The organism is Rickettsia bellii RML369-C (genome assembly GCF_000012385.1).
Taxonomy (GTDB): Bacteria; Pseudomonadota; Alphaproteobacteria; order Rickettsiales; family Rickettsiaceae; genus Rickettsia; species Rickettsia bellii.
This window is the reverse complement of record NC_007940.1, coordinates 908,997-921,585: the sequence shown is the minus strand read 5'-3', so window position 1 is coordinate 921,585 and position 12,589 is coordinate 908,997. Positions and strand designations below refer to the sequence as shown.

The window sequence follows — 12,589 nt, the reverse complement described above, 5'->3', positions numbered from 1 at the left end:
ATAGCAGATGGATGAATATTAATAGAGATAAGGTTTAAAAACCTTATCTCTGTTAGATATTACTCGGCAGTTGGAGCACAAAAATCTTCTCCAAGTAGCTCAGGAGTATTATTAAATCCTAAATCAATAATTTCTTGGTTTTCTATACTATATGCAGTTTTAATTATAGAAATAGCATTATCACTAAAAGGTGAGTTTATAACTTCTTCCATTTGCTTGATTATACCCCTGTCATTCGTAAAGATTTCTGTATGAGGGTTTTCAATTTTATTAAGTATCAGCTTAAGTATGTTTTGATCGCCTAATTTAATAGCTTCCACAAGATCTTCTTGATTAACTTTTTTCATCTTATCAAGTGCTAATTTTATAAAATATGGAGTAGCTGTTTTAATTATATCAGCTAAAACTAAGCTGTTGTTTTCTACCATTTTATTAAGTACTAACTTGAATATAAGAGGGCTTCCTAACTTATTAGCTTCGTTTAAAACTAAATTATCAATATTTTCTACTTTATTAAGTAATATTTTTACTATGTTTGGATTAGCTTTTTGTATAGCTGAAATTAAATGAAAAGTTTGAATTTGTATTTTATCAAGTAAAAATTCAGCTACAGAAAGATTTTCTGCATTAATTGCGAATAGTAGAAGTATATTATAATCAGCATTTTTTATCTTAGCATATACCATTTCAAATATTTGTATACTTTGATTTGAAGGTAGAGTGTTACTTGCTGAAATAGCTGAAAGTATATGTAAGTTATTAATTTCAATACTATCTAATATTAATTCAACTGTATTGAGATCAAATTCTTTAATAGCCTTGTCTAAAATTATACTAATATATGAATTATCAATTTTTAATAAATGCTTCATCTCTGATTTAGTTAAGCTATGATAATGTTCATTTAATACAATATTAAATGCTGATTTTAATTTTTCAGGAAGATATGAGATTATTTTGGGAAAATCATACTCAGGAATTAATTCTTGATATTTATTAGAATATTGTTGTTGAAGTTCCGTATAAAATTTTACTACATTCTTATATTGAATTTGTAAAAATTCTGAGAAAGTAACTAAATCCATTTTTTTAATAGATGTATGATCAAACATAAGAGTATGTATATTATCATCTAACTTATAGCTAATAGTAAAATCAGTAGCTATTAATAAAGGTAAGTTTTCTACTATAAAATCTATTAAAGTTTCTTTTCTATTAAATACTAATCGACTTGTTCTATTATTTAATTCATTTTCAGGCTTAGTATAAGTACATAACACTATATTACCTTCAACATCTTTTAAGTTATGCTGAGCTGCTCCTGAATGGCAAGAAAAAATGTGTACAATATTAGGGGTATTTCCTATAGTATTTTTAGCTATTTCTGTAAGAACATTATGTGCCAGCCGTTCTGAAGAATCAAAATCGTTATCTGGTCTAAATAAATTTAAACTTAATTGAGATGGTAAATTTTCTTGAAAATATTCTAAACCATGTGCACGTATAAATAGTTCAACAGGTGTATTAAGATTATTAAGATATTGATCTATTGCACTTGATCTTATGCTTGCCAAATGTGTGGTATTTGGAATATCCGTAATGCCAGGTCCATACATTATTACTTTATTCATATTATTTTATTATCCCCTTATAAAAATATTATATTTTGCATTATACATAAAATATTAACTTTTCACAATAGAATAATTAATATTTTAACTATTTAATAATAATTTTATCTATTAATATTATATTTATATAGTTTTTTGAAAGTACGTTGACCAAAATAAAAGCTAATAATACCTGCAAAGATGGTTTGATCATCAATAGTCCATAATATATCTAAATATTGTACTAATAGAGCAGAGCTTTTTAATGATTTATATTGAACGTATTTAACTATTCCATACATAGCAAAAAAACTATAAGCAAGCACCGGTCTTACCGAGCCGTTTAAGGCATCAACCCAACTAACTCCAGATTTATAAGTAGAATAAAGGGCATGCTGTTCTGCCATTTCTTGTGATATTGTAAGCTCAGTAAAAGTTTTAGATTGGTTAAGTTTGTTATTAGTAATTTGGCGATCTAAAATATCTATCTCATGCCTTTTATCGTTAATATCTTTATAAATTTTCAAAATCTCAGGAATTATAGAACTAATAAAACCTGTTATCGCTGCAAGTAAAGTAATCATAAATATACCTTTGATATTTCAAGGTTTGGTAAGTCAAATTTCGGGATTCGTTGTGGCTTTGTTGCGTAGATCGGAAAATGTCCTCAGTGTCATGCCGCCACGGCATTGTAAGAAAAGAAAGTGATATAATATAAGTTATAAATGTAATATAAACATTTATAAGAGAGTGTTAATACCCTATATAATGATATAGGGTATTAAGCGGGCGTAAGCGACCGTCACGGTATAGTAGGTTTTATACGACCGGAGTCATCAAGGTACTATAGCCCGACTCTCGAGAAGTTTGAATAGTTGGAAGGGATGCGATAAGCACGCCCGATTACAATCCTAAACAATATAAAATCTCGAGGTACATATGATAAAATATCACAAACATATAGGAATTGATATAGGAAAATATAATTTTGTAGTAGGAATAGAGGGCATAAAAGATACAAAAGAATATGAGAATACAAGTTTCGGTATATTTGAATTTATTAATGATAATAAGGATATTTTAGCAAACTCTCTAACTGTAGTTGAAACAACAGGCGGATATGAACTAGAGTTATTGTATAGCTTATGTGAAAGAGGTTATGTAGTACATAGAGCAGATGCAAGAAAGGTAAAGAATTTTATCAGATCATATGGTAATAGTGCAAAAACAGATAAGTTAGATGCTAAAGCATTAGGATTATATGGTAAGGAGCGAGCAGATAAGCTTGAAGTATTTAAGCCTGAATCAAAACAAAATATACAATTATTTCGGTTAGTACAAAGACGGAATGATTTAAAGCAAATGTTAGTTGCCGAAAAGAATAGATTACAACAAGCAAATACAGATAAGTTTGTTAAAAATAGCTGTATAAATATGATAGATGTTTTAAGTAATCAAATTACAGAGATTACTAATCAGGTAGAAGTGATTATATCATCAGATCAGCTGTTAAAAGCAAAGCATGAGATATTGAAAGAGATAAATGGCATTGGTAATATAGTTGCTTTTGAGTTATTAATATTATTACCGGAGTTAGGGAAGTTAACAAGACGGCAGATTGCTTCTCTTGCAGGGCTTGCTCCAAAAGCTAATGATAGTGGTAAATATCAAGGATATAGAAAGGTAGGACATGGTAGAGCAGGAGTCAAGCTATACTATTCCTTGCTGCTATGTCAGCCCGTAATAGCAAGACTTCTGGTTTAAGACTCTTTTATGAGCGACTCATTAACAATGGTAAAAAGAAAATGGTCGCTCTTACCGCTTTAATGCGTAAAATTATTGTCATCGCTAATGCTAAATTAAAATCTCTTCTTTTTAATTTAAAACATAGTTGATGACATCGGAACCACGCAACAACGCCACCACCGGGTGACAGGGGGAAGTTGCCTTACACAACAAAGCTTTCATTTGTGCACACGTAATTCCCATATGTTAAATTTAATATAGCAGGGTATATATTTTGCACTAAGTGTTCATAATAATTAGTAAAATATTGTTAAATATAATAAACTTTAATTATTAACTTAAGGTAAGGAAATTATGCCTGATTCACCAAGTGAAATAACAAAAGGTTACGTTAACGAAGACGTATTAGAGCGAATAGTTAAAGGAGAACCGACGAAAGAAGATGTGGCTACTTTAAGCAGTAGTTTTGAGAGTAATCCAAAAGAGAGAACAGAGTTTGTTAAGAATTTAGGAGATAATTTAACTCCTAATGCATTACATAAGTTAAACTCTATGGTAATGCAGCAAGCCGATAGATTATCACAAGAAACTGATCCGAATTTTCAATGCCGAATTGCTGAAACTAAAATTTTTTAAGAATTATTACAGTTAGAAGCAGAAAAAACGGGCATGAAAGCGGAATTTGATAAAGAGGGCAATTTCATACCTCCTAAATTATCTTCTGCTATTGAAGACCATTATGCTACTTTAGCAGATAAAGGAGGTTTCTATGATAAGCGTTCCGGTTTATCGTCAGATCCTAAAGAAACTAGGATAGCTAAATCAGTGGGTTTTATGCTTGATGCTCCACTGGCAAGAAATACTGAACATTACAAAAATTTACCTCCTCAAGAACAATATGGCTTAGAAGATAAGTTAAGAGATATAAGAGTAAATAGATTAAACGATAAAACTCCTGCCCCACCTCAACATAAAACTGATAAAGAGATGGGAATTAATGAAACAAAACTTACTGATAAAGAAGCTCAAGAAAAAATCTCTAAAATCGGCAAACCATTTTCTAAACTTTTAACAAATAATATAGTTGATGCTACATTAAAAAATCTAGAAAGCGAAAATTTTAAACTAGACGAAGAACATAAAACCAAAATCACTGCGGCATTGTCTGAATCTTTAGAAAAGATTTCATTCTCAGAATTATCAACAAATAAAACGGAAATAATAAATAATCTAACTAAAGACTTGAAAGAAAAGCAGACTATGGTTTCAAAAGCTGCTCATGCTTTGGCCCGGCAAATCTTCTTATCATATTTCCACTGAAAATGTTAAAAAGATTGCTAATAATATTGGTAAAAAATATCAAGAAAATAAACCGCCTGAAAGTGCTATAATCAAATCTACACCTCCTGTTACTTCTAAAAATGAAGAGCAAATAGTAAAAAGAAAAGTTTTATCAAAGAAAAAGTATCCCATATGAAAGATACTTTTGGTAAGGCAGTAATTGCAACAAAAAATATTAATCAACTTCGTACTACTTTGTCTAAATCTGTAAAGGTGAATAAAGATCAGGATAGAGGAAGATAGTTATATACCTTTAATACTTCAAGATTTGGCAAGTCAAATTTCGGGATTCGTCTTTGCTCACGTAGTTTATCTACGTTCCGCAGACTCACCGCTAGATGTATATAGGTGTGGCGTTGCCCGTATGGATCAAAAAGTGCTCACAATGTCATTCCTAGCTAGAAGCGGGAATCCAGAAAAATAAACATAAAAGCAGCAAGTTTTTAAAATTAAAAGCTTAGGTATCTCGCTTTATTCTGGATTCCCGCCTACGCAGGAATGACATAAGAACCATGCCACAACAGTTTTTCCTCGCAATAATGATTTCTTTATTTCAAATTAGACCAGATGCGGTTTTTGGCAATATAGAAGAATATAGTAAATGCTACTAAAAACATCATAACTTTAAGCCCCATAGATTTACGATGTTCCATTTCCGGTTCAGCTGCCCATTGTAAGAATACTGCAACATCGTGGCTCATTTGCTCAACACTTGCGTTAGTGCCGTCCATATAAGTTACCTGACCATCCATTAGAGGAGGGGGCATTGCTATCTGACCGCCTGGGAAATACGGATTATAGTGAGCACCATTCATTAGCTTGAATCCTGTAGGCGGCTCAGTGTAACCGGTAAGTAGTGAATATGTATAATTCGCTCCATCATGACGGGCTTTTATTATCAATGATAAATCAGGCGGATGAGCACCATTATTAGCCGCTCTTGCTGCCTGCTCATTTGGATAAGGCGATACAAAACGATCAGATGGAAGAGCAGGGCGATCAAACATCTCACCATCATCATTCGGACCATCCTTTACTGTATAATTTTTAGCAATTTCTTTGATCTCTTCTTCAGAAAAGCCAATATCCTTAAGATTACGATAATATAAATTGCTTAAGCTGTGGCAAACGCTACATACTTCTTTATAGACCTGAAAACCTCTTTGTGCGGCTTCACGATCAACACTGCCACGCAATCCTTCAAAATGCCATTTCATTTTTTTAGGATGTAACGCTTCCTCATTGGCTAAGCTTAAAGCAGAGGTTAATATTATGATGATAGAGATGAATAGTTTAGTTTTCATAGTGTTTTAAAATTTATATGTAAAGTCATATCCGATCCTGTGGTGTCATCCCGTGGCTTGCTAACTAGATCCAGCATAAAGCGAGATAAATCGAGCTTTTATATTTGTATTTTTTACTGGATCCCGCAGTCAAGCTGCGAGATGACATTAAAGGTTACTGGATTGCCACGTCGATGCGTTGCATCTCCTCGTAATGACGGCATAGTCAAAACTGTATAGATTGCCACGCCACTTTTAGTGGCTCGCAATGACTTTTATATTTCAATAACGGTTCTACAACTCCTCCGGTAGTGGTAGTGGTTTCTCATATTTACCTATTAATGGCAAGGCTACTAGAAAATGGAAGAAGTAATAACAAGCAGCAAAACGGCTAATGGTAATATACGGCTCTTCTGCAGGTTGCCCGCCCAAATAACCAAGTAATAAGCAATCTGCCATAAATATCCAAAAAGCAATACGATATATTGGTCTATAGTTGGCACTTCTTACCTTTGAAGTATCTAGCCAAGGTAATAAGAATAATACAAATATACTGCCAAACATTAGTAGTACGCCACCAAGCTTAGACGGCACAGCACGCAATATCGCATAAAATGGTAGAAAATACCATTCAGGAACAATATGAGCAGGTGTAACTAGCGGGTTTGCAGGAATGTAATTGTCCGGATGACCTAAATAATTTGGCTCATAAAAAATAAAATAGGCAAATATTATGAAATAAACCCCGAAACCAACAAAATCTTTAACAGTATAATAAGGATGAAATGGAATCGTATCCTTAGGGCTTTTAACATCAATACCTTTCGGATTATTTGAACCATGTTGATGCAATGCTACTAGATGCAGCATTACAAGAGCAACGATAATAAACGGCAATAAATAATGCAGTGAAAAGAATCTGTTTAACGTTGGGTTATCCACCGAAAAACCACCCCACAACCATGTCACAATCGATTTACCGATTAATGGAATAGCTGAGAATAGATTAGTAATAACTGTTGCACCCCAATAGCTCATTTGTCCCCAAGGTAGCACATAGCCCATAAAAGCAGTAGCCATCATGGTTAGGAAAATGATTATACCGATATGCCACAGTAATTCCCTCGGTGCTTTGTACGAGCCATAATATAGTCCTCTTGCTATATGTAAATATACGGCTGCAAAAAACATTGAGGCACCAACAGCATGAGTATAACGTAGCAACCAGCCATAATTAACGTTACGCATGATTTTTTCAACGCTATCAAAAGCATGATCAACATGCGGCGTATAATGCATAGCAAGTATAACACCGGTAATTATCTGAATTACTAACGCAATGCCGGCAATAGAGCCTAGATTCCACAAATAACTAAGGTTTTTTGGGGTTTGATAATGGCTAAAATGCTTTAGAAAAGAGAAGACCGGAAGACGGTAATCTATCCACTCTATAATAGCATTAGTCTTTCCAGTTTTTGGGGTAATGTTGTCGCTCATAGGTAATTACCCGATTCTAATTTTTTTGTCGCTAATAAAAGTGTAGGGCGGTACTGCTAAATTTAAAGGTGCAGGACCTCTTCTTACTCTACCTGATGAATCATATTGTGAACCATGGCACGGGCAGAACCAGCCATCGTAATCGCCTTGATTTGCAAGTGGTACGCAACCTAAATGTGTGCAGATACCAATTGTTACTAACCAATTATCATGCCCAGCTTTTACACGATCTTGATCTTCTTCAGGATCAATAAGCTCTGACATTTTTACAGCCCGTGCTTCAGCAATTTTATCTGGAGTGCGGTTAGTAATGAATACCGGTTTTCCTTGCCATTTAACTGTAACTGTTTGACCTACAGCAATATTTGATAAATCAACTTCAATTGATGATAAGGCAAGAACATCGGCTGAAGGGTTTAAAGAATTAATAAGAGGCCAAAGCGTACATGCAGCTCCAACCGCTGCAACGCTACTAGCCGTTAAGACCATGAAATCACGACGTGAGGTTTTAGAGCGATCCTCAAACTCTACTTTGTTATCGTTGTTAGTATCTTCAGTATCTGACATATTTAGTTTGTATTCGTATTATTACCATTATCATAAGGATTTACTATTGGGGAACGCAGTTCGGGAACAGTGCCATCACCCTCGCCACCATCTTCAGGCTTGTTAATAAGCCTTTCTACACCTTGCTGTAATTCTTGCTCTCCTGTACCTTCTTTAACTTCATATTTTCCTGGATCACCTAAACAATTCCAAAAGTTAACTAAATTGTCCCAATTAGGACCAAGTTTTACAGTACAATTTTGAGCAATAGCTTTACTAGTATCTAATATCTCAACTGTTGTTCTGCCAAAATAGTCTATAAAGCCGATTTTCTCAAGCCCTTTTACTGCATAAAACAATACAATTAATGATGCAACGGCTATCATTATATACCATTTGCTAATAATACCCCATAAGAAAACACCCATAGGATTAGCCGCAATTAACCTTCGTAGAGCCTGCCACATATTATTTTCTCAAAAAAAATTTATTATCTTATCTTATACTATTATGCTAGTAAAAATAAAGAAAATAATCATGTTATGCTGTAAATATTTCTGATTAAATATGAACTTAAGACAAATGAAATAGGTAAAATTACTAAATTAATACCTATCATAATGAAAATTAATTGTAAATTACTATCTTGTAGCACTAACCCCGTCATTATAATACTGGGAATTAGTAAAGGCATAATAAATATGCCGATAAAATTAGCATTAACCTTAAAATAGCTTTGCATACTACCCGATAACACTACTAAGCTACTTGATAAAATTAATACAAGCCAGACGCTAATAAAGAAAAATGTTATTTCTAGTAAGGTTTGGCTGAAAAAAATATAAATAATAGGTAATATTAAAATTATCCCTATCGTACTACTTATAAATATCGCAAAAAATTTGGCTAGTACTATTTTAGTTGAATTAACTATAGATAACATTAATTCTAAGCTTCCATCTTCTAAATCAGACTTAAATATAATAGAAGAAAAACCAATCAACGAAATTAACAAACAAATTACCGAAAAGATTAAGCCAAATTTCTTAATATCTTCATGGCTGTTGATTAAAGTAGTGCTAATAATACAAAATAGAAAAAATATCATTAGATATTTAATCATATTATTAATACGATTCTGCACTATAAATTCACGTTTAATTAGTAAAAACAAGCTATTCACAATTGTTAAATGAGTTGTAAATTGAATACATAATAGCGGCAACTGTTAAGCCTATGCCTATCTCTACAGCAAATATTCCTATATGTTGAGCAGTTAGACTATCGTTAACAAAATTTGTTAGAGAATAATAGTTTAAGTAATTATCATTAAAAAATAGCGATATCACACCGGTAAATCCGTATATCATAACACCTAAAGCAGCAATAATTATTAGCGTATTTACTGAAAAATATCGATTTAATTTTTGGCTACCATATACTAGATCATAAGCAATAAGAGAGGAGGCAAATATAACACCCGCTTGAAATCCGCCTCCAGGTGATGCTTCCCCATTAAGCTGAATATATAAGCTATATAGAATTATATAAGGTACTATAAAAATAGAGATGTTTTTTGTTATTTTTGTCATCCCATGACCTGACCAGGGGATATTGTATTGCATACTGTGTTCTACATCATTTTTTCTTGAAAATACTAGCAGCACAGAAATTCCAGCAATTAAAATTACGCTAGTTTCGCCTAAGGTATCATATCCTCTATAGCTAGCTAAAATGGCTGCTACAAAAGATGGTATTCCAATATCCTTACTTGTATTTTCTACATAATATTTAGTTAGATGTGTGTGGAGCAAGGCATATTCATCTCCATAATCTGGTAATTCAAGCCCCATATAAATAAGAGTTGCTATAAACAATAAACATATTAAGCTTGCCGGAATAATTTTAGTCCTTTGGATTATTTTTAAATTAGAGGGTAATTTTCGTAATAAATTTAAATATACGCAGGTTGATAGGCACGCTCCAAGGGCTGCTTCAGTCATTGCAACATCTGGTGCATCCATAAGTAAATAAGATACACCAATTAATAAGCTAAATGCCGAGGTATATATTATTGCTTCCAATAAATCTTTAGCTAAAATGATTTTAATTGAAATGATAACGAGTAAAAAAACAATAAGATTAAGTAGGTAATTACTGAGATCAAAATTTAAAAGCATAAACATTGTCTTACTTTTTCCTAGATTTCTGCTTTCGCAAGAACGACATTGAAAGTAGTGACCCTTTACCAAGAGTGTGAGTTGCTACCGGATTTAATAAGAAAATTAATATAGCAGCTAGAAGCAGCTTAAAGCAATTAAAAAGGTTTCCTGCAAGGCATGCAAAACCTATTAAGCAAATCGGTACCCCAAAGCTTTCAATAACACTTGCGGTGTGCAATTTTGTATAAAAATCAGGGAAACGAAAAAAACCGATAATACCTGAAAATATAGCAAACAGCCCAATAATTACCAATAATATTCCAATGTAAGATAATATCATATTTTTATTTTAAGTAGGAGCAAGCAGCATTGTTATGTGGATTGAAAAGCATATTATATCGTTCTCGCTTAAGGCTTGCTTGCGTGGATACCAAATCGTCATTGCGAATGAGCGAAGCGAGTGTGGCAATCCAGGGAAAATAATAAAAAATACTAATTTTATTAGTATTTTTAACTGGCTCTAGTTCATAAATCACGGGATGACAGAGAAAAATGATCCATGCAACAAAGCTTTTTTCGCAATGACGATTCTTGATCTATGCGGGGCAAATCCTAAATGTGGATGACATCATCCATGAAAATCAGTATATATATCAAGTACTTCACCTACCTTTATTAGTACGTGTTCTGTAGTTTGATTTAACGCCCCTCATCTATTAGCCATTGATTATATGCAAGGACAGTATCTTTCCATGCTGACCCTTTTCCTCCGCACTCATTTTTAGATATACTCCACAATGTATCGCCCTGTTTGACTGTATATAATTTATGACCTTTAGCAAGTATATGATCTTTTTGACCTGGTTTTGGCATAGTATTTTACCTCCAAATTATGTGTTATTATAATATGGCATTGTTAACAAAATAATTTTAAAGATAATTAAACCATTTTTTGCTGTAAATTATAAGATTCTTTTGAAATATGAATAACTATTCCATCAAAAATCTTATTAATTTTCGCTAAAAAATCTCTTTGATTATCAATTAAAGCTATTTTGTTAACAGTGCCATAGTAAAATCATTATAAATTAGTGTCAAGCTGTAATGTTTATTGTTTTGGTAATATAACTATTGCATCGGATACAGGACGCTGAACATGTTCGCCTAAAGCTTCATCTTTATCCCCTGTTATCTTATTAACAACTTTTCCATTTATAAATAAAGTCGAAGAGCCGCCACCATCCAAATTGATTGCAGATTCACAACCAAGGCTTATCATATAATCTGCGAGTTCTGCTTTAGTTAAACCTGTTGTTTGATCATCAACAAACTGTTTTTCTAAAATTTTTAGAGCTTCAGCAATGGTTAGTTTTTCAATATTAATACCTTTTTCTTTTTTGAGAATTGATCTAACCTGTGCTAGCTTCAAATCTTTTATATGTTGTTTATAAACATGTTCGGCAACAACTATAACTATGACGCCATCGCTCCGTATTCCAATAGCAGTACGAGCATGAGAGCTTTCCTTATTATCACTTTTATCTACGACAGATTGGCTAGCTTGAACCAACATAGGAATACCGGTTACCATAGAAGCAGTTTTGCTAAAAGTCATAGGTTTTTCGTCTTTATCCAAAAATTCTAGATTCAGTTTTACGCTATCACCTGTTTTTATTGAGGGTAGTGCTATGCTACTTGGAAAAGATAGCACAAAACCTTTTGATGGTATAGGATTGTCACCATGTTTACTTATTCCTGTTACTATAAAATTTTCATCAATCAATATTTCTTTATTAGTGTAAGGAGTAAGGGTAGTAGAAGCCCAAACATCATTATATAAAGTAATATCTTTAGGATTGGAAAAATAATTAACTTGACCTGGAATAATAAGCTTATCGCCTATCTTAACTGAAATTTTTGCTGAGTTTTTAGTAATTTGAATATTATCTTGATCTAAAATTAACAAACTTTGCATTTGTTTTCTAAGGCTAAATAACTTGCCATCAACCATTAAAGTAAGGCTTGGTCTTCCGTCATCACTCCCTGCAATCTCAAAGAAGCCTGCATTAATAGCAGCAATAGCATTAGTACGCAAGGCTATTTCTTCTACTGTTTCTCTGCCTATAACCTGATTGTGAGCTTTAACTAGCTTTAAATTAAAACGTTTAGGATCAATAGTTAATATATGAATTATATGATTATCTTTCTCAGAAAATCTATAATTAAAACCTGAATCTTGATTAGCATAAGTTTTGAAATTGAGTAACATTAGAGCTAGTAGGGAGAGTAATAATTTGTTCATGTGATACTCGTTTATCAGATATATACGCTATTCCAGTACAAAGGTGTTTTTAATGTCATTCCCAGCAATGGCAGGAATGACATATTAGTCGTCATAACACAG

General features: G+C 32.6%; 16 protein-coding genes. 5 read left to right on the top strand and 11 right to left on the bottom strand.

Annotated features, from left to right (window positions below):
- Positions 1-59 precede the first annotated feature (59 nt).
- Together RBE_RS04345 and RBE_RS04340 are read right to left on the bottom strand one after the other, a co-directional pair.
- Positions 60-1,631 (bottom strand): hypothetical protein, encoded by a 1,572-nt coding sequence (locus RBE_RS04345; protein WP_011477502.1) that lies wholly within the window; start codon positions 1,629-1,631, stop codon positions 60-62.
- Between the two features lie 104 nt (positions 1,632-1,735).
- Complete coding sequence (locus tag RBE_RS04340; protein ID WP_011477501.1) at positions 1,736-2,194, bottom strand: hypothetical protein; 459 nt, start codon at positions 2,192-2,194, stop codon at positions 1,736-1,738.
- A 355-nt stretch (positions 2,195-2,549) separates the two neighbouring features.
- Between RBE_RS04340 and RBE_RS04335 the strand changes: the two genes are divergently transcribed.
- From RBE_RS04335 to RBE_RS04320, 5 genes are all read left to right on the top strand, one after another.
- Positions 2,550-3,374, top strand: coding sequence for an IS110 family transposase (locus tag RBE_RS04335; protein ID WP_011476964.1), 825 nt, complete (start codon positions 2,550-2,552; stop codon positions 3,372-3,374).
- Complete coding sequence (locus RBE_RS09230) at positions 3,341-3,505, top strand: hypothetical protein (RefSeq protein ID WP_011476965.1); 165 nt, start codon at positions 3,341-3,343, stop codon at positions 3,503-3,505. The genes RBE_RS04335 and RBE_RS09230 overlap by 34 nt, the downstream gene beginning before the upstream one ends.
- Before the next feature lie 205 nt (positions 3,506-3,710).
- On the top strand, positions 3,711-3,992 hold the full coding sequence (locus RBE_RS09625) for a DUF5410 family protein (protein ID WP_011477500.1): 282 nt from the start codon (positions 3,711-3,713) through the stop codon (positions 3,990-3,992).
- 33 nt (positions 3,993-4,025) lie between these two features.
- A complete protein-coding gene (locus tag RBE_RS04325; RefSeq protein WP_011477499.1) occupies positions 4,026-4,676 on the top strand; it encodes a DUF5410 family protein in 651 nt (216 codons plus the stop codon).
- Entirely contained in the window at positions 4,636-4,833 is a 198-nt protein-coding gene (locus RBE_RS04320) for a hypothetical protein (RefSeq protein WP_041804687.1), read from the top strand. Before RBE_RS04325 ends, RBE_RS04320 begins: the two co-directional genes overlap by 41 nt.
- A 412-nt stretch (positions 4,834-5,245) precedes the next feature.
- Here RBE_RS04320 and RBE_RS04315 read toward each other — a convergent pair whose 3' ends face one another.
- From RBE_RS04315 to RBE_RS04280, 9 genes are all read right to left on the bottom strand, one after another.
- Complete coding sequence (locus RBE_RS04315; protein ID WP_011477498.1) at positions 5,246-6,001, bottom strand: cytochrome c1; 756 nt, start codon at positions 5,999-6,001, stop codon at positions 5,246-5,248.
- 273 nt (positions 6,002-6,274) lie between these two features.
- Entirely contained in the window at positions 6,275-7,477 is a 1,203-nt protein-coding gene (locus tag RBE_RS04310) for a cytochrome b (protein WP_011477497.1), read from the bottom strand.
- Positions 7,478-7,483: 6 nt separating this feature from the next.
- Positions 7,484-8,044, bottom strand: coding sequence for a ubiquinol-cytochrome c reductase iron-sulfur subunit (petA, locus tag RBE_RS04305; RefSeq protein WP_011477496.1), 561 nt, complete (start codon positions 8,042-8,044; stop codon positions 7,484-7,486).
- Positions 8,045-8,046: 2 nt separating this feature from the next.
- A complete protein-coding gene (locus tag RBE_RS04300) occupies positions 8,047-8,490 on the bottom strand; it encodes a DUF2670 domain-containing protein (RefSeq protein WP_011477495.1) in 444 nt (147 codons plus the stop codon).
- Between the two features lie 68 nt (positions 8,491-8,558).
- Entirely contained in the window at positions 8,559-9,206 is a 648-nt protein-coding gene (locus RBE_RS04295; RefSeq protein WP_011477494.1) for a heme exporter protein CcmB, read from the bottom strand.
- Positions 9,199-10,209, bottom strand: coding sequence for a DUF4040 domain-containing protein (locus tag RBE_RS04290; protein WP_011477493.1), 1,011 nt, complete (start codon positions 10,207-10,209; stop codon positions 9,199-9,201). The genes RBE_RS04295 and RBE_RS04290 overlap by 8 nt, the downstream gene beginning before the upstream one ends.
- Positions 10,210-10,213: 4 nt before the next feature.
- A complete protein-coding gene (locus RBE_RS04285; protein ID WP_011477492.1) occupies positions 10,214-10,525 on the bottom strand; it encodes a Na+/H+ antiporter subunit G in 312 nt (103 codons plus the stop codon).
- 359 nt (positions 10,526-10,884) lie between these two features.
- On the bottom strand, positions 10,885-11,058 hold the full coding sequence (locus tag RBE_RS07950; RefSeq protein WP_081423325.1) for a LysM peptidoglycan-binding domain-containing protein: 174 nt from the start codon (positions 11,056-11,058) through the stop codon (positions 10,885-10,887).
- Between the two features lie 235 nt (positions 11,059-11,293).
- Positions 11,294-12,487 carry a phosphodiester glycosidase family protein gene (locus RBE_RS04280; protein ID WP_011477491.1) on the bottom strand — a complete coding sequence of 398 codons (1,194 nt, stop codon included), beginning with the start codon at positions 12,485-12,487 and terminating at the stop codon, positions 11,294-11,296.
- Between the last annotated feature and the right edge of the window lie 102 nt (positions 12,488-12,589).